This is a genomic window from Anoxybacillus eryuanensis, assembly GCF_051200995.1.
In the GTDB taxonomy this organism is placed as follows: Bacteria; Bacillota; Bacilli; order Bacillales; family Anoxybacillaceae; genus Anoxybacillus; species Anoxybacillus tengchongensis.
The window spans coordinates 37,401-55,427 of the sequence record NZ_JBPODS010000014.1 but is presented as its reverse complement, the minus strand read 5'-3'; the positions used below and the strand labels follow the sequence as shown (position 1 = coordinate 55,427).

The following is an 18,027-nucleotide window of genomic DNA, read 5'->3' as shown; positions in this document are numbered from 1 at the left end:
TTTTTTTGAAGGTGGTGTGAAGATGATCCCAAATTGGTTACGTCAACGTACATATTTAACTCCGGATCGCGTGGCGCTATATGATGATACGCAAGAGATTTCATTTGCTGAGCTCCATAAGCGGACGGTAAAACGAGCAAGGCAATTTGCATATCTTGGTGTAAAAAAAGGAGACGTTGTAGCCGTTTTGATGAAAAATAGTGTACATATGGTCGAAGTTATTCACGCCCTTCATTATATTGGTGCAATTGTTTTGTTACAAAATGTACGTTTATCTGTTGAAGAAGTGAAGTGGCAACTAGAACATAGCGGAGCACGTTTCGTCATTTGTGATGAGTCGTTTCCGGATGAACGAGCAATTGAATGGAACGAATTTATGACATTCGGTGAACGAGATGGAGAATGGCAAACGATGTACAATCTTGATGATGTAGCAACCATCATGTATACATCAGGGACGACAGGAAAACCAAAAGGTGTTATGCAAACGTATGGAAATCATTGGTGGAGTGCGATTGGTTCTGCTTTAAACCTTGGATTGAATGAAAATGATTGTTGGCTTGCGGCTGTTCCGTTTTTTCATGTTAGTGGTTTGTCGATTTTAATGCGGAGTGTCATTTATGGCATGGGGGTTTATATTATGCCGTCGTTTGATGCGAAACGCGTGAATGAACTGATTTGCCAAGGGAAAGTTACGATGATGTCCGCTGTGAGCACAATGGTGCAACAAATGACTCAACAACTAAATGAGCCGTATCCTTCGTCATTCCGCTGTATGCTTGTGGGAGGAGGACCTGTTTCGCAGCCATTATTGCAATCGTGTGCCGACTGGAACATACCTGTATATCAAACGTATGGTATGACAGAAACCGCTTCTCAAGTGGCTACATTACCTCCAGATGCTCGTCATAAACATGGTTCGGCAGGAAAACCCCTGTTTCATATGAGCATTCGCATCGAAAAAGACGGACGGCAAATGAATGCAAATGAAGTAGGAGAGATTGTTGTAAAAGGTCCAAGTGTCATGAAAGGGTATTGGCAAAATGAAAAGGAAACGAATGCAGTTTTAAAAGATGGTTGGTTATATACAGGAGATATTGGGTATATGGACGAAGAAGGATTTTTATATGTTCTTGACCGTCGTTCAGATTTAATTATTTCTGGGGGAGAAAATGTATATCCTGCTGAAATTGAGTCGGTACTTTCGGAACATAAGGCAGTAAAAGAAGCAGGTGTCATTGGAGTTGCCGATGAAACATGGGGACAAGTGCCGCATGCCTTTGTTGTATTACATGACCAAACAGCAACGGAAGAACAATTAAAGTTGTTTTGTATGAGTAAATTGGCTAAATATAAAGTTCCAAAGCGAATTTATATCGTTGACCATCTGCCGCGCAATGCCACAAACAAACTGATGCGCCATAAGCTAAAAACATGGGTAGAGGAGGCGTAACAAGCCTCCTCTCTCTTCATTTATTGATATCCTTTTGCTGTTTCTTTCGTAATTTTTTCTTTGAACAGTTTATAGCTCCAAAGTTGATAGCCCACGACGATCGGTACCATGACAATAGCGACGCCGAGCATAATTTTTAAGTTCAATTCACTTCCTGCTGCTTCAAAAAGCGTCGTGCTATATTCATCGTTGATGCGCGAAGGAAGCATATTTGGGAACATGCCGATAAAACCAGTTGCCATAAGTGTGAAAATTGTCAAACAAATGTTTGTAAACGCAAGTCCAATTCGTCTTTGCCAGACGAACAATAGCATGAGCAATGCACATACAAAAGCTAGTGCTGGTACAATCCAAAGAATTGGTGCTTTCGTAAAGTTGTTAAATAGCGGCGTACGATTGCTCGTTGCAACGAAGAAAAGAGATAATACGACCGTTGCAACAACGGAAGCTGGACGGGCCACTTTATAGGCACGCTCTGCTACATCTCCAACTGTTTTTAGCATGACCCATAAGGCACCAGAGACAGCAAATAAGCTAATAAATAATAAGCCACCTAAAAGACCGTACGGATGAAGCAAAGTGAACAACGTTCCTTCATATCCGGATGGACCAATTTTTAAGCCGTAAAACAAATTCGCAAATGCAACGCCAAATAAAAGTGCTAAAGCAAAACTGCTAATTGTAAATGCCCATTTCCAGCTTTTTTGCCAAAGAGGTGAATCGTCTTTATGCATAAATTCCAATCCAGCAGCACGGAAAAAGAGCGCGAATAAAATAAGCATCATCGGCGTATATAAGAAGCTAAATAAGTCAGCATAAACAGCAGGAAATGCAGCGAATGTAGCTCCGCCAGCTGTAATTAACCATACTTCATTGCCACCCCAAAACGGTCCGACAGCTTCTTGGAGTTGATTTCGCTCTTGTCGATTTTTCGTTAAAAACGGAAACAACATCCCCGTGCCTAGCGTATATCCATCTAAAACGAAGTACACCGTCCAAATGAGTCCCCATAGACCAAACCAAATGATCGCCACTGTTTCATGAGACATGTTGAACTTCCCCACCTTTCGTAGCTGTGGTTGTGTATGGTCCCTTTTTCGCATACTTTAACATTAAGTACACGTCAGCAATAAGCAAGATGGTATAAAATAAAACGAGGCTGACAAGTGAGAAAATGATTTGCGAAAGTGAAATTGGTGATACGGCTTCAGCTGTGCGCATTAATCCGTACACTGTCCAAGGTTGGCGACCAACTTCAGCAACAACCCATCCAGCATTAATAGCCACATACGGCAGTAACACAGAATACATCACAAGTTTTAGGAAACGTCGTGATTCCACTAATTTATTTTTGCGATATAAGTAAAATCCGTACCAAAATAGAGCGACAAAATATAAACCGAGTGCGACCATTAAACGAAATGAATAAAAGACGATGTTAACATTTGGACGTTCATCTTTTGGAATTTGATCAAATCCAACGACTTTTCCATCAAACGAATGTGTGTAAAAATAGCTACCGAGCTTTGGAATTGTTAAAAATTCAACGATATTTCGCTCATTTTCTGGGTCGGGAATTTGAATAATGTGAAATGGTAAACTTTCTTTTGTTTCCCAAACCGCTTCAAGCGCTGCACCTTTAGCTGGTTGCATTTTTGCTGCAAACGATGCTGATTTATGACCAATAAATGGTGTCGCTGTTGCTGCGATTAGTCCTAAAATGAGTCCGTATTTAAACGATTTTTTGAAAAACTCGACATGTTGTTTACGCAATAAATGCCATGCGCTAACCGCCATGACAAAAAATGCCCCAACGATATAACAGCTGACAACAGTGTGTACAAACATATGCCAAGCATATGGGTTTGTTACAACTTCCCAAAAGTTTTGTAGTTCGATACGTCCATTTCTTTCAATATACCCAACGGGATTTTGCATAAAACCGTTTGCTGTAATAATCCAAAGTGCTGAAATGTTTGTACCGATTGCAACCATCCAAATTGAAAAGGCACGAAGTTTCGGTGAAATTTTATCTTTTCCGAACAGCCAAATGCCCATAAATGTTGATTCTAAAAAGAAAGCAACGAGCGCTTCAATGGCGAGAGGAGATCCGAAAATATCCCCCATATATTTCGAATACTCAGACCAGTTTGTTCCGAATTGAAATTCCATCGTGATACCTGTGACTACACCGAGAACGAAGTTAATGGCAAATAGTTTCCCCCAAAAGTCTGCCATTTGTCGATAAAGCGGATTTTTTGTTCGCACATGTTGCGTTTCCATCCACGCAAGCAAAACAATAAGCCCAATGGTTAACGGAACGAATAAAAAGTGATAAAAAACTGTAATTGCAAATTGAAAACGGCTTAACAAAAGCACATCGCTCATAAGTCCCCCTCCAACATGTTAAGTATTTTACTATGTATAAGAGTAACCTTAACACGTGAGAAAGAGATGATAGAAATGTTGCAAAACTGTGGCGATAATTTTAAAAAAATGTGTCTATTCATTGTTTTTAACGTCGAAAAATTGGAAAACCCCTTGCGACAGGCAAGGGGTGTTTAATTATTCGCTCGGTTGGAACGTTTTACAGTCTGTTTCTGTCGAGCTCGTTGCTGTTGCACCTGCATGGCTTACGACGTAAATGGCGTCTGCACTACATCGGTTGCCTTGCGACCAAAACTGGCAGTTTTGCACTTCACAAAGTACATCTTTTGCCATGATTATTTCCTCCTTTCTTTATGCTGATGTTAGTGTAGACAAAACATTGGCAAGACATAACATGAAAAAATGAGCAATATTATTGAGAATTTTTATCAATAATATTGACATAGATAATCATTCTCAATTAGAATGAGATTATGGAATATAAAAAAATTTGGAGGGAGTTACATGTCATCATTATTAGTTGTTGGAGCAGATCATTTAGGAAACATTACCGATAAATTAAAAAACTCAGGATTTAAGGAGATTATTCATTTAGATGGCAGGAAAGTGAATATGGTGAAACGACAAATTCCTGAGCACGTTGATATGGTATTTGTTATGACGGATTATATTAACCATAATTTAGCGAAAGTCATTAAACAAAAAGCAAAAGACCAACATAAGCCAATTTATTTTGTGAAACGTTCATGGAGTTCCATCCAATCCGTCATTCAGCAAATGGGGGAAGTGAGATGACATTGTGGCAATCGTTTTTGAATGAAGTGTTAGCTTATCATTACAGCATATGTTCACCTCATCGTTCATCACTTACGTTGCTAAAAGGAATTGAACGGGCAACATCATCGTTTTCGATCGCTTCTTGTGATTCTCCCGTTACATATTATAAAACGATTGCACAAATGACGGATTACTTGCTTCGTTTCGTTGCGAACGATCAGTCTTTTGTTCACATATTAGGTGCTCGTGATGCCTTTATTACCGCATCATGTACGTCTCACATAGGAGTTGTACCATCATGTATGAATGTTTTTGTTGTTGATCATATTTCTTCATTAGATGCATCTCAACAATTTGAAAATCATTTCGGTCAAAAACCGAAAACAATCCGAATATATGATATAATGAAAAATCATTTATCTTATGTTACGTTTACAAGTGAAACATATTGTAAAAAAACCGGGTAGGTTACCCGGTTTTTTACAATTCGTCAAACCCATTAATATCTGTTGTTTTTGTATATGAACGTGGACGGGCTTCGAAAAAGTCCGTTTTGCCTAAGTTCACATTTTCATCGCTAAAGACGCGAATCCAAGGCATACTATTTTCATCTGCATAGTATCGATCATCTAAGCCGAGCATACGCAATCGTTTATTTCCAAGATATTCAATATATTTCTCCATTTCGATGACATCAATGCCATCTATATCGCGCAACACAAAGCGCGACCATTCTGTTTCGTAACGAATGGCTTCGTCGATATAGTCATATATCCACGCAGAAAACGCTCCATCTTCATCAATATATGGATTTTCCCATAACACAGCGCGTACGAGTTGAGAAATAAAGTAGCTATGGCATAGCTCATCTTTATTAATATAGCTAATCATTGTTGATGTTTTTAACATTTTATGGTTTCTAGCTAAATTGTAAAAAAAGGCGAAACCAGAGTAAAAATTAATTCCTTCTAATACGAGTGAAGCGACAAGGGCTCGGCAAAATGTTTCAACAGTCGGTTGTTCACGAAATGCTTCATATACGCGAATAACGTGCTCATTTCGTTTATAAATGTGCGGATTCGTACGCGCCATTTCAAAGGCGCGATGTTGCTCGGATAATTTTTCGATCGAGGCAAGAACGTATGAGTACGACTGATTATGTACCACTTCTTGCTGTTCGATAATCGAAAAAATCGCTTTGACGCTCGGATCGGTAATATATTCTTTCATTGCTCCAATAAAGTTCGGTTGAACAGAGTCTAAAATCGAAAGTAAGCCGATAATGTGTAAAAACGCATCGCGCTCTCGCTCGCTTAACGTGTGCCATTGTTTAATATCGTCAGACATGTTAATTTCAAATGGCGTCCAAAAGTTTGCGAGCAGCATTTTATATATGTCATAAAAGTGACTATACTTAATATCATTCCAGTTTAAAATGCCGCTTGCTTTTCCGTTGATAATGCTTGTTGCCTTATTTGGATGCGACGGTTCCAACAACTTTACTTTCGTCAATAACAAAATGTTCGACCTCCTCTAGTAGTCGTTGTACGAACAAAGCCGGCAAATGTTGTTGATGTCCGCGTGGCGATTGCTCAATTTTCAGTATGCCAAGTACCGGTGTGACTTTTCGTAGATGGTATGCCATTTCATCAACTGCACGGCAATAATATGGCCACATTTGATCTCCTGTACCAAATAGCGCAACAGGAGGCAGAGTAAGTTTTCGTTCTTTAATAAGAAAACGAAGCATTCTCCTCATTTCATGTGGAAGTTGTCCATTTCCCCATGTGTACGAACCGAATAGAAGGAGATGCGCTTCATGGATGAGTGATTCGATAGCAAAAACATGGTCAATATTCATCGTTTTCACGGCATGTCCATGTGAATGAAAAGCTTCCTCAATCAACAAAGCGACTTCTTTCGTGTTTCCTGTTTTCGATGTATAGCAAATGAGAACGTTCATATTTTTTCCTCCTACGATGAACAAACATCGCATTCTTCAATTGTTACGGCGGTACTACGAACGTAATACGTTGATTTTAAACGCTCTTTCCATGCGGTTAGGTGTAAATCAAGCAGATCTTTGGCTTTGATTGTATTATAGACATATAGATTAAAGCTTAGCGATTGATCGACATGTTTTTGTCTTGCTGCATTTTGACGAATACTCATTTTTTGATCGACTTCATAGGCATTTGTATAATACCAATACGTTTTTGGACTTAAATCTGGCACAGTCACAGGAATCTTGTAATTTTTCTTTTCCTCAAAGTATAAACGGTTAAACACAGGGTCGCATGATGCGGTTCCATTGGCTAAAACGGAAGTCGAAGCATTTGGCGCAGGCGCCATTAAATAACCGTTGCGAATACCATGTTTCATGACTTGTTGTTTTAAACCGTCCCAATCTAAATCATCATGTGAATGATAGTCACGCAACTCAAAATACGCTCCTGTATGCCAATCCGATCCTTTAAACGCTGGATAAACTCCTTTTTCTTTTGCCAATTCCATGCTTGCTTGAATCGTTAAATAAGCGATTTTTTCGAACAATTGATCAGCAAGTCGTACGCTTTCTTCGCTATTCCATTTAATCCCTTTTAACGCTAATAAATGATGCCAAGAAAATGCCCCTAGACCGATGGCACGGTACTTTTTATTTGTCATCACCGCTTGCAACACTTCAATCCGATCTTCGTTTAAATCAATCACGTTATCTAACATGCGCACTTGAATCGGAATGAGCCGTTCTAATACATTATCTTGTACGGCACGAGCAAGATGAATACTAGATAGGTTGCAGACAACAAAATCGCCCGGTTTTTTATGAACAATAATTTCGCCATCTTGTGTATATTCTTTTGTTATAGTTGTTGGGCTCATATTTTGCATAATTTCCGTACATAAATTACTTGAATAAATCATTCCTGTATGTTTGTTTGGGTTCATTCGATTTGCTTCATCACGGTAAAACATATAAGGTGTTCCTGTTTCTAATTGTGATTTTAAAATGCGCTTCATAATTTCAATGGCAGGCACGTGCTCTTTGCTTAACTGAGGATGATTGACACACTCCTCATATTTTTCACGGAAGGAGCCATGACCTCGCTCTTCATCGTAAAAATCTTCAAGACCAAGCGGATTGCCGTTTTTATCTTTCCAACCCATTACCTTTTTCACTTCGTGTGGATCGAACAAATACCAATCGCCACGTTTTTCGACTTGCTCCATAAATAAGTCTGGAATGCATACGCCGTAAAATAAATCATGACATTTCTGACGTTCGTCCCCATTGTTTAATTTTGCATCTAAGAAAGAGAAAATATCTTTATGCCAAACATCTAAATATACAGCAATAGACCCTTGACGCGTACCAAGTTGATCCACCGATACAGCCGTATTGTTTAATTGACGCATCCATGGAATGACACCAGACGATACACCTTTAAATCCTTTAATATCCGAGTTGCGCGCGCGAATTTTTCCTAAATATACACCAATTCCGCCACCGCCTTTAGATAAACGAGCGATGTCTGTATTTGATTCATAAATGCCGATTAAACTGTCATCGACTGTATCAATAAAACAACTTGATAATTGTCCGTAAGACTTTCCTGCATTGGCGTAAGTTGGTGTAGCCACAGTCATGTATTGATTCGATAGCGCCCAATAGGCTTCTTTTACTAAATCCATTCGTTTGGATTTATCTTCATTCACCATGAGCGTGAGGGCGATCGTTAGAAAACGCTCTTGTGGCAATTCATAAATTTCGCCGTTATATCCTTTTGCTAAATAGCGATCAACGAGCGTTTTTAACCCGATGTATGTAAATAGCTCGTCTTTTTTCGGATCGATCCATGTCCCTGCTTCTTGTAGTTCTTCTTTCGTATATCGTTCGAGTACAAAAGGATCGTAAATCCCAAGATCAACGAGCTGTGTTTGCAACTCATAAAAGTAGCCATATGTTTCGGATCGATCATAGCCGCGATTTATAGCTGCTTCGTCGTATAACTGTTGCAAATAGAGACGAGCTGCAACAAACGTCCAATCCGGCTGTTCTACCGTGATTTCGTCAAGTGCATTTAAAATAAGTTTGTTCATTATGTCATCGTATGATTTTGTATACGTCAGTGACCGTATCGTACGCTCGATGTATCGCTCACTTGATAAGTGTGGAAAGTCTTTAAAAATATGAAATAACAAAGTTCGAACCGTCTCTTCATTCATTTCCGTTTTTTCTTTTACGTGCATCATGTAACATCCCTTCCCCTAAAAATAAAAATCCGCTCTAGTTGAGCGGATGAAACGATGGAAAAAGGCATGCTTTCACCATCGTTTCATCTTCTCAATCCCCGAAGAATATGAAACGATACAAGGAAGGCAGGTCTCCTGACTTGCGCTTCTTCCTACTTTGGATTCCTTCCCATATATGCGCCTGAAAAGCTGACATATACAGTGGTGTTGTTTCCATTTCGTCTGCGCACACAGTTGCGGGGACAGTTCTGGATTCGCACCAGATTCCCTATTAAGTCCGCTTGGACACCTTCACTTGTCGGTTTCAATATATAGTTATTATTTTTATTTTTTATCACAATATATTGTACGAAAAAGGTTTACGTTTAAAACTATAGCGAAAAATTTCAACATTTGCAATCATTATTTTTCATCATTTGCTACATACCGCCGGTCTTTCATAAACAGCCGCCAAAAATAAATGAATCCTGGAAATAAAATTGCAAAGCCGACGATATATGTCACAAAAAGGGCACGAAACGTATTCGGATGCGTAAATCCAGACTCGATTGTTACATCTGGATAAATCATATATGGTAAATGAGCTTTTCCATATGCGTAACTTGCACAAAAATACTGTAATACGATTGCTACAACTGCAAGGCGGGGCATCCCACGTCCGTTTTTCTTTCTCCATGAAGGAAGAAAAAGAGCTAAACCAGCCACGAGAAATAGTGCGACAGAAGCAGCAAGCCATGGCCAATACGCAATCATCCCATCATACAACCAACGCGCTTCGCTTCGCATCGTGATCATAATTAAAATTGAAGAGAGGAGAGCAAATGGCCCGATAATGAGCGCATCGCGACGATAAATCGCATAGGCTTCGGTTTCGTTTGCTTCGTTCGAGTAATCCGCTAATAAAAGTGAAGAAAGAAAAAGTGTGCTTGTTATAGCAAAGGCAATGAATGCATATTCGTGTGGGCTTGTAAATAGACGGTCTAGACGAAGGTGACTGACGCCATTAACCGTTTCAACGAAAGATCCATGTGTAATGGGTAAGACGCTAATTAAAAAGGCTGGAATAAGCAAACCGCTTATACCAGAAATGTAAACGAGCACTTTTTCATACTTAGGAGCAACGTGTGAAAAAACGAGAAACGCACTGCGAATAGTGAGCAAAAGTAAAATGATGCTTCCAGGAATGAGTAAAATCGTGCCGAGCATAAACGTGGCTCCTGGAAAAAAGCTAACGAGCGCCACGACGATCGCGACGATAAATACATTTGTCACTTCCCATGTCGGTGACAAATATCGATTGGCAATTTTCGTCGCTTTCGTTTGAGGGCGGTTCATATATACCATCGACCAAAAACCAGCTCCAAAGTCCATCGTCGCCATGACGGCGTAAATAAAAATAAATCCCCATAAAATCGAAATAGCAATTAATTCATCTGTCATGATCTTGCTCCTTTCTACATGTGTGTCGATAAATGTTGTTCAATCGGGTGACGGCGGAAGTACGAACGTAAGACGAGCACGACGGCTACAAGTAAAAATACGTAAATGGACGTAAATAAAAGAAAAAGTGTTCCTAAATTTGTTGATTGAGTCACAGCTTCTGCAGTTGTCATCATGCGATAAATAACCCACGGTTGCCTGCCTGTGCAAGCAAAAATCCAACCAAATTCAATGCCGAGAAGGGCGAGGGGACCGGCGGTAACGATCGTCCACATAAACCAGTTCGGAAATATGTGTTGTTTTTTTACTCGATGCCAAATGAATCCGACGATCGAAAGGAGAAGAAGAAACATGCCAATCCCGACCATTGCATTAAAAAGTGTATGGACGAATAACGGAGGCCACCATTCTTCAGGAAAATCATTTAAACCAATAACGACAGTATCGAAGCGATTACCAGCTAAAAAGCTAAGTAGCCACGGAATTTCAATACCCCATTTTACCGTTTGTGTTTCGCGATCTGTAAAACCACCGATAACGAGGGGGGCGTGCGACTGTGTCTCAAACAATCCTTCGGCAGCGGCTAATTTTTCAGGTTGATACTCATGAAGGAGTTGCGCTGATTCATGCCCGTTGATCGCCGTTAATAGAGAAAACACACCACCGACTGTTAACCCGAGCATCAGTGCTTTTTTATGAAAAAGCTGAATGCGCTCGTTATGTTTATTTTTCAACATCTTATAGGCAGCGATGGAAGCGATCGTAAAAGCTCCGGTCATATAAGCTGATAAAACAACGTGTGTAGCTGTAACTGCGAAGCTCGGATTAAAAAACGCTTTCCATGGGTCGACGTCGACAATTTGTCCGTTTTCGATCCGAAAGCCTGTCGGCGTACCTTCAAAGGCATGTACGTTCGTAATTAAAATGGCAGAAGCGGCTGCCCCAATGGCAACAAACGTCAAGCTCACGATGCGCATCGTTGGAGAAATGCGGTTAGCGGCATATACGTAAATGGATAAAAACAACGCTTCAACGAAAAACGCATAAATTTCAATTTGAAATGGGAGTGCCATCACTTTGCCGATCACTTCCATAAACCCTGGCCATAAAAGAGAAAGTTGTACGCCCGCAATCGTTCCAGACGGGATTGCTACGCCAAGCAAAATGGCAAGCGCTTTCGTCCAACGATTTGCCATGAGTGCATAGTCATTGTCTTTTGTTTTTTGATATAGCAACTCAGCTAATAAAATCATAAGCGGAATACCAACTCCGAGCGTCGCAAAAATAATGTGAAACGCCATCGTTGTTCCAAAGAGCGTTCTTGCTGTTAATACGTGATCCATACCGAAATGTTCATTCCTTTCCATACATTGTCGTTTCATAGTTTGATGTGAAAAGAGAAAAAATATGCAAAAAAATAAGCGACCGTTACGATCGCTTATTGTAGTGCTTTTTTTAATGCCGATATATTGTCATTCATAATGGCAAAGTAATCTTTGCTATTTGCGATATCATCATTTGTACGAGCTTCTAAATTATGAAGAATGAGCACATCAGCACCAACTTCATTTTTTACAACTTCAGCAATTTTGGATGTCACGTTTTGTTCAAAAAAGATATAGCGTATATTATGTTCTTTTGCTTTCTTGATGATTGAAGCGAGTTGTTTTTGTGAAGGTTCGTTTGTTGGTGATAGCCCCGTTACGCTTATTTGTTTTAAGCCGTATCGTTTTTCCCAATAGCCGTATGCGGCATGAGCAACAAGAATTTCTTTTGTTTTCGCGTCTTTTATCAATTGTTGAAACTGGCTATCGAGCTGTTCAAGCTGCTGTTTTAACGAAGCAAAGTTTTGTTCAAAATCTTGTTTCGCCTCAGGTTTTAGTTCTATTAGTGTTTGTTTAATTGTTTCAGCCATTTGAATGGAATAAATCGGATCCAGCCAAACGTGAGGATCTACATCTCCGTGATCATGTTCGTCTTTTTGTTCATCTTCATGCGCATGTTCGTTTTCGTGAGCATGCTCATCTTCATGAGTATGATTGGATCGAAGTAAATCCATTCCTGCGGTTGCTTCCACGAACTTGACTCGCTCATTTTCTAGCGTTTTGACGATGCGTTCAACAAATCCTTCCATGCCTTGACCGATGTAAATGAAAGCGTCAGCATCTGCGATTTGTTGCATCGTTTTTGCTGTCGGTTCATATGTGTGAACATCGACACCAGGAGGGTATACGCTTTCCACTTGAACGTGCTCACCGCCGATTTTTTGAGCAAAATCTTGAAGTGGGTATACAGTTGTATAAATGATAAGTTTGTTGTTTGTTTTCTCTGTCGTTGACGGCGCTAGTTGTTCTTGTTTATTACATCCAAATAATGTTAGTGTGATCGTAAGAATGATTGATAAAATGATGTTCAACCTCATTTTTTTCCTCCTTCCAAAAAGAAGGATGTCTCTGAAAAACAGAAAACATCCTTTTCTCTCGTTTTATTATATCGTAATCGTTACGATTTGAAAACTATGAAAAACTAACAAATGGCGGAAGTGGGTCGACAAATGTTGACCAATCTTTGCCCATTTCTTCATCCGTTAACAAGCATGTATCGAGTGAAGAAGAAATTTCCTGTTCATCCATATCGATTCCGATAAACACGAGTTCTGTCATACGATCACCATACGTATCATCCCATTTTGCACGCAATTCTTGTTCTTCTTGCAAAATGCGTTCACGTTCATGTGGAGGATATGTCGCAATCCATTCGCCAGCCCCCTGAATCATAATGGACGGTCCAGCTTGCGAAAGAAGTCCACACATATTGTTGCGCGAAGCGAGCCAGAAAAAGCCTTTTGCACGAACGATTTCAACAGGCCAATGTTCAAGCCAATGCATCAAACGCTCAGGGTGAAACGGTCGACGGCGGCGATATACAAAAGAAGAAATACCATATTCCTCTGTCTCTGGTGTGTGTTCTTCATTTAGTTCTTTGATCCATCCAGCCGATTGACTTGCTTTTTCAAAGTCAAATAAGCGCGTATTTAAAATATCATGGAGCGCTACTTTTCCATATGTCGTCCGAATGATTTTCGCTTCTGGATTTAATTTGCGCAAAAGAGTTTCTAATTCGTCTGCATCTTCTTTTGAAATACAATCGATTTTATTTAAAATAAGCACGTTCGCAAATTCAATTTGATCAATTAATAGATCAACGACTTCGCGTGTATCCGTTTCATCGATCGCTTGTTTACGATCCAATAACGTTTCACCTGAAGCGAAATCATGCCAAAAACGATTAGCATCTACAACCGTAACCATCGTATCTAATCGACAAGTTGATGTTAAGTCAATACCAAACTCTTCGTCGATATACGTAAACGTTTGTGCAACAGGAATCGGTTCGCTAATGCCGGATGATTCGATAACGATATAATCGATGTTTCCTGCATCAACAAGTTTTTTGACTTCTTTCATTAAATCTTCCCGCAGCGTACAGCAAATACAGCCGTTTTGAATTTGTACAAGTTTTTCTTCGGTGCGTGAAAAGCCACCTTGTTGAATGAGTTCGGCATCAATATTGACCTCGCTCATGTCATTGACGATGACAGCAATTTTTAATCCTTCCCGATTGTTTAAAATATGATTAAGCAACGTTGTTTTCCCAGAGCCTAAATACCCACTTAATACGGTGACAGGAACTTTCATCATATTATTCTCCTTTCTTAAAACGTAATTATTACGATTTACATCGTTTATCATACCGAAAAAAAAGAGAAAGGGCAATTATTTTTCCTCTTTCTCTGGTACAGGATCAAATCCACCGGGATGAAACGGATGGCATTTTAAAATGCGTTTTATTGTTAAATAGCCTCCTTTAAGCGCACCGAAGCGACGAATAGCTTCTAATCCATAATGAGAACAAGTTGGATAAAAGCGGCATGTTGGCGGTTTTAAAGGGGAAATAAATCGTTGATAAAAGCGAATGAGTAAAATGAATATATGCTTCATATCATACACCTACCCCTATTTTTTCTTATTGTAACATAGATGTATAAATCCATTCCAACAAAAAAAGATGAAAAAAGTCGGACTTTTGTGTATGATAAAAACGTAACAATTAAAAAAGAGGTGGGACATATGCCTTCAGTAGAAAGCTTTGAGCTGGATCATTGTGCAGTCAAGGCACCGTACGTTCGCCATTGTGGTGTTCATCAAGTCGGCAGTGACGGTGTTGTGAATAAATTTGATATTCGCTTTTGTCAGCCAAATAAAGAAGCAATGCAGCCAGCAGCCATTCATACGCTTGAGCATTTGTTAGCGGTGCACATTCGTAAGCATGCCGAAAAATATGATCATTTCGATATTATCGACATTTCCCCGATGGGATGTCAAACAGGTTATTATTTAGTTGTTAGTGGTACACCAACAGTCGAAGAAATTATTGACTTGCTTGAGGCGACAATGAACGAGGCATCGATGGTTACAGAAGTGCCAGCCGCAACAGAAAAAGAGTGCGGTCAAGCGAAATTGCATGATTTAGAAGGAGCCAAACGGCTTATGCGCTATTGGCTATCGCAGCCAAAAGAAGAATTGAAAAAAGTGTTCGGTTAAAAAGTTCAGGATTTTTTCCTGAGCTTTTTTATAAAATAATACAGTACGTTTCATTTTCCAAAAATTTTTTTGTTTGCTACAATGAAGAAGAGGAAAGCTTATAGTTAAGGAGGGAATAAGCGTGAAAGAGAAATTAATTGACATAGTTAATAAACAAATTGCAAATTGGAACGTGCTTTATGTGAAGCTACACAACTATCATTGGTATGTGAAAGGACCACAGTTTTTTACATTGCACACAAAATTTGAAGAGTTATACAATGAAGCAGCGCTACATATCGACGAGTTGGCTGAGCGTCTGTTGGCGTTAGGCGGAAAACCGTTAGCGACGATGAAAGATTATTTAGCGGCAGCTTCTGTACATGAAGCAAAAGGAAATGAAACAGCAGAAGAAATGGTGGAAGAAATCGTTCGCGATTTTGAAACGATGATTCAAGAGCTAAAAGATGGCATGAATTATGCGGGAGAAATTGATGATGAAACGACAGGTGATATGCTTTTAGGCATTCATCAAAGTTTAGAAAAGCACGTATGGATGTTAAAATCGTTTCTTGGATAAGGTGGGGAATCCCACCTTTTTGTGTTTTGTCGAGCGTTTTATGCTTTCGTTGCATGAAAACAAATGGATCGACTCACACTAACCGTAACAAACGGAAAAGAGGTGGGTCGATGAAAAAAACGTATTATGTTTCAGTGGCACGCGGTGAAATTTCACAAGTAAAAACCGCTTCACCATGGGAATTTCGTATTGAGGCGACGGATGAAGAAATCATTCAATTACGGGAGTATTTTGATGAAATGTATTCATCTGATTGGCAGTCGTTTTGGCGCGCACATGTGCCATATGTACAATATCATTATGATCGGCCGAACGACGGATATGACAACGCCATAAAAAAAGCATATGAAATGATTTATGAACTTGGGGATGAAGAGGCAAAGCAACAAATTGAAAAGATGGGAGTTATAGAGTCGTAAAGACTGTCGACGATTTCACTGTATGGTACAATAAAGAAAACGTACAGTTGAGGGTAGACGGTGATGATAGTATTTCAAGATTATTATGGATACGATGTTCGACTTTCTTTTTCTGATCATCCTTTTTCAAGACATCCGAAACATGTTTTCGTTGTTTGTCGTTACAATCATAGCTGGCTGTTGACAAATCACGAAATACGTGGTTGGGAGTTTCCTGGTGGAAAAGTGGAAGAAGGAGAGACAGCGGAACAGGCAGCCATTCGCGAAGTAAGAGAAGAAACAGGGGGGATTGTTCAAACGATTACATATATCGGGCAGTATGAAGTGAAACGCCCAAATGAAACGATCGTAAAAAATATTTATTTTGCCTACGTAGCTTTTCTTGAACAGAGAGAGTCGTATTTTGAAACAAACGGTCCTGTACAAATGGAGTACATACCAGATGATGTAACGACAGATGGACGATTTAGTTTTATTATGAAAGATGGCGTATGGGCATATACGAAACAAGAGTTACAGCGGCGGGGAATGATTTAAAACCCCACCGCTTTTTCTTTATGCGTGGGGTTATACGCGTTTTATTAATTTTTTTTCAAGCCAACCGACAAGCTGGTACATGATGCTAGAGAGTAAAGCAATCATAAGCAAACTTAATAAAACGAGCGTAAAGTTAAACACTTGGAAGCCGTAAATAATCATATAACCGAGCCCTTGTTTAGAGACGAGAAATTCACCGACGATGACACCAACCCAAGATAAACCAACGTTTACTTTTAGCGTTGAAATAATGGTCGGAAAGGAAGCAGGTAAAATGACTTCTGTAAACCATTGTTGCTTCGTTGCACCGAACGTTTGAAGTACTTTGATGTAGTTTGCATCTACTTCTTTAAACGAGGTGTAAACGACAATCGTTGTAATAATGATCGAAATGATCGCTCCCATCGCGACAATCGATGTCATATTTGGTCCGAGTGCGACGATGAAAATCGGGCCAAGTGCTACTTTTGGCATGGCGTTTAAAATGACTAAGTACGGATCAACAATTTTTGAGACGCGAGGAAACCACCAAAGTATTGCAGCAAAACAAACGCCAATCATCGTCCCAACAATAAAACCAAGTATGGTCTCTGTTAATGTGACGGTTGTATGTGAAAGCAATGTGTGATCGCGTATTTTTGTCATAAACAAATGCCAAATCGAGGACGGTGAGCTAAATAAAAGAGGATCGATCCAATGAAAACGGCTTGCGATTTCCCATAAGCTGAAAAATGCAATGACAATGATCGCTTGAAAAAAGCGGACAATTCGTTTTTCACGTTTTTCATATGCCATATACTGATCGTATATACGTTGCAACCATTCATGTTTGTTCAATGCCCTCTAACTCCTTCCAAATCATTTGAAAGAGCGGTGAAAAATCTGGATGTTGACGAGCTTGAAACGGTGTACAAGCTCTTAATGAATCTGGAACGGTAATGATTTTTTGAATTTTTCCTGGTCTAGCGGTAAATAAAACGATTCGATCGCTCATCGCAATGGCTTCACCAATATCGTGCGTGACGAGAAGTGCCGTTTTTCTATATTGTTTTAACGTCTCCCATACGAGATCTTCTAGTTTAAGTTTTGTTTGATAATCGAGCGCAGAAAAAGGTTCATCTAACAACAATATTTTCGGATCGGTTGCAAGTGTACGTACGAGGGCGGCACGCTGGCGCATTCCTCCTGACAATTCATTCGGATAGCGGTTATCGACATCGCGCAGACCGATTTGGTGCAATAAGGCGAGCGTTTGTTTCTTCGTTTTCTCGCTATATTTGCCCGTTAGTTTTAATCCGAGTGTGACGTTTTGTTCAATCGTTTTCCACGGGAACAAATAATCATGTTGGAGCATATACCCAATCGTTTGGCGCATTGTGTGTATCTCTTTTCCTTCGATCAGCACACGCCCTTTTGTCGGGGTGATCAATCCAGCAATAATGGAAAGAAGCGTCGTTTTTCCACAGCCGCTTGGGCCGAGGAAGGAGAGAAATTCTCCTCTCTCGACATTGAGCGACAAATGATCAAGCGCTAATACGGCAGATTGATTGGTGACGTAGGCGTGCATCACTTGATCAATTGTTAAAATGGGCATGA

Annotated in this window: 20 protein-coding genes and 1 riboswitch; of the genes, 7 read left to right on the top strand and 13 right to left on the bottom strand. The window is 39.8% G+C overall.

The annotated features are described in order from the left end of the window. Positions 1-22: 22 nt before the first annotated feature. The gene (locus HNQ84_RS12345) at positions 23-1,453 is read left to right on the top strand and encodes an o-succinylbenzoate--CoA ligase (protein WP_435622295.1); all 1,431 of its coding nucleotides are present in this window, start codon (positions 23-25) and stop codon (positions 1,451-1,453) included. Between the two features lie 20 nt (positions 1,454-1,473). Here HNQ84_RS12345 and cydB read toward each other — a convergent pair whose 3' ends face one another. From cydB to HNQ84_RS12330, 3 genes are all read right to left on the bottom strand, one after another. Next, complete coding sequence (gene cydB / locus HNQ84_RS12340) at positions 1,474-2,502, bottom strand: cytochrome d ubiquinol oxidase subunit II (protein WP_435622294.1); 1,029 nt, start codon at positions 2,500-2,502, stop codon at positions 1,474-1,476. Beyond that, a complete protein-coding gene (locus HNQ84_RS12335) occupies positions 2,492-3,841 on the bottom strand; it encodes a cytochrome ubiquinol oxidase subunit I (protein ID WP_435622293.1) in 1,350 nt (449 codons plus the stop codon). The genes cydB and HNQ84_RS12335 overlap by 11 nt, the downstream gene beginning before the upstream one ends. A 177-nt stretch (positions 3,842-4,018) precedes the next feature. Further along, entirely contained in the window at positions 4,019-4,174 is a 156-nt protein-coding gene (locus HNQ84_RS12330; protein ID WP_183241852.1) for a DUF1540 domain-containing protein, read from the bottom strand. 171 nt (positions 4,175-4,345) lie between these two features. Between HNQ84_RS12330 and HNQ84_RS12325 the strand changes: the two genes are divergently transcribed. After that, positions 4,346-4,636, top strand: a complete 291-nt coding sequence (locus HNQ84_RS12325) for a DUF2325 domain-containing protein (RefSeq protein ID WP_032100466.1) — start codon at positions 4,346-4,348, stop codon at positions 4,634-4,636. Beyond that, a complete protein-coding gene (locus tag HNQ84_RS12320; protein WP_435622292.1) occupies positions 4,633-5,085 on the top strand; it encodes a diverged REC-like domain-containing protein in 453 nt (150 codons plus the stop codon). Before HNQ84_RS12325 ends, HNQ84_RS12320 begins: the two co-directional genes overlap by 4 nt. 13 nt (positions 5,086-5,098) lie before the next feature. Here HNQ84_RS12320 and HNQ84_RS12315 read toward each other — a convergent pair whose 3' ends face one another. From HNQ84_RS12315 to yidD, 8 genes are all read right to left on the bottom strand, one after another. Continuing rightward, positions 5,099-6,136: a ribonucleotide-diphosphate reductase subunit beta gene (locus HNQ84_RS12315; RefSeq protein WP_435622291.1), complete on the bottom strand. Its 1,038-nt coding sequence runs from the start codon at positions 6,134-6,136 to the stop codon at positions 5,099-5,101. Continuing rightward, the gene (locus HNQ84_RS12310; RefSeq protein WP_435622290.1) at positions 6,090-6,581 is read right to left on the bottom strand and encodes a flavodoxin domain-containing protein; all 492 of its coding nucleotides are present in this window, start codon (positions 6,579-6,581) and stop codon (positions 6,090-6,092) included. The genes HNQ84_RS12315 and HNQ84_RS12310 overlap by 47 nt, the downstream gene beginning before the upstream one ends. 11 nt (positions 6,582-6,592) lie before the next feature. After that, positions 6,593-8,869 (bottom strand): ribonucleoside-diphosphate reductase subunit alpha, encoded by a 2,277-nt coding sequence (locus HNQ84_RS12305; protein WP_435622307.1) that lies wholly within the window; start codon positions 8,867-8,869, stop codon positions 6,593-6,595. Between the two features lie 110 nt (positions 8,870-8,979). Further along, a riboswitch (cobalamin riboswitch) is annotated at positions 8,980-9,180 on the bottom strand. Positions 9,181-9,274: 94 nt separating this feature from the next. Beyond that, entirely contained in the window at positions 9,275-10,312 is a 1,038-nt protein-coding gene (locus HNQ84_RS12300) for a cytochrome d ubiquinol oxidase subunit II (protein WP_435622289.1), read from the bottom strand. Between the two features lie 14 nt (positions 10,313-10,326). Beyond that, a complete protein-coding gene (locus tag HNQ84_RS12295; RefSeq protein ID WP_435622288.1) occupies positions 10,327-11,679 on the bottom strand; it encodes a cytochrome ubiquinol oxidase subunit I in 1,353 nt (450 codons plus the stop codon). A gap of 71 nt (positions 11,680-11,750) precedes the next feature. Further along, the gene (locus tag HNQ84_RS12290; protein ID WP_435622287.1) at positions 11,751-12,734 is read right to left on the bottom strand and encodes a metal ABC transporter substrate-binding protein; all 984 of its coding nucleotides are present in this window, start codon (positions 12,732-12,734) and stop codon (positions 11,751-11,753) included. Positions 12,735-12,828: 94 nt separating this feature from the next. Next, positions 12,829-14,013: a GTP-binding protein gene (locus HNQ84_RS12285; protein ID WP_435622286.1), complete on the bottom strand. Its 1,185-nt coding sequence runs from the start codon at positions 14,011-14,013 to the stop codon at positions 12,829-12,831. A gap of 75 nt (positions 14,014-14,088) precedes the next feature. Then, a complete protein-coding gene (yidD, locus tag HNQ84_RS12280; protein WP_032100458.1) occupies positions 14,089-14,313 on the bottom strand; it encodes a membrane protein insertion efficiency factor YidD in 225 nt (74 codons plus the stop codon). Between the two features lie 129 nt (positions 14,314-14,442). Here yidD and HNQ84_RS12275 point away from each other — a divergent pair, with 129 nt between their 5' ends. The 4 genes from HNQ84_RS12275 (at position 14,443) to ytkD (ending at position 16,431) form a co-directional block, all read left to right on the top strand. Then, positions 14,443-14,916 (top strand): S-ribosylhomocysteine lyase, encoded by a 474-nt coding sequence (locus tag HNQ84_RS12275; protein ID WP_055440163.1) that lies wholly within the window; start codon positions 14,443-14,445, stop codon positions 14,914-14,916. 121 nt (positions 14,917-15,037) lie between these two features. Further along, a complete protein-coding gene (locus HNQ84_RS12270; RefSeq protein WP_055440162.1) occupies positions 15,038-15,475 on the top strand; it encodes a Dps family protein in 438 nt (145 codons plus the stop codon). Between the two features lie 110 nt (positions 15,476-15,585). Next, entirely contained in the window at positions 15,586-15,894 is a 309-nt protein-coding gene (locus tag HNQ84_RS12265) for a hydrolase (protein ID WP_435622285.1), read from the top strand. 63 nt (positions 15,895-15,957) lie between these two features. Next, positions 15,958-16,431, top strand: coding sequence for an RNA deprotection pyrophosphohydrolase (gene ytkD, locus HNQ84_RS12260; protein ID WP_435622306.1), 474 nt, complete (start codon positions 15,958-15,960; stop codon positions 16,429-16,431). A gap of 30 nt (positions 16,432-16,461) precedes the next feature. On the opposite strand, the gene HNQ84_RS12255 is transcribed toward ytkD, so the two are convergent. Then, positions 16,462-17,268: an ABC transporter permease gene (locus tag HNQ84_RS12255; RefSeq protein WP_435622284.1), complete on the bottom strand. Its 807-nt coding sequence runs from the start codon at positions 17,266-17,268 to the stop codon at positions 16,462-16,464. Continuing rightward, positions 17,255-18,025, bottom strand: coding sequence for an ABC transporter ATP-binding protein (locus HNQ84_RS12250; protein ID WP_435622283.1), 771 nt, complete (start codon positions 18,023-18,025; stop codon positions 17,255-17,257). The genes HNQ84_RS12255 and HNQ84_RS12250 overlap by 14 nt, the downstream gene beginning before the upstream one ends. Positions 18,026-18,027: the final 2 nt, after the last annotated feature.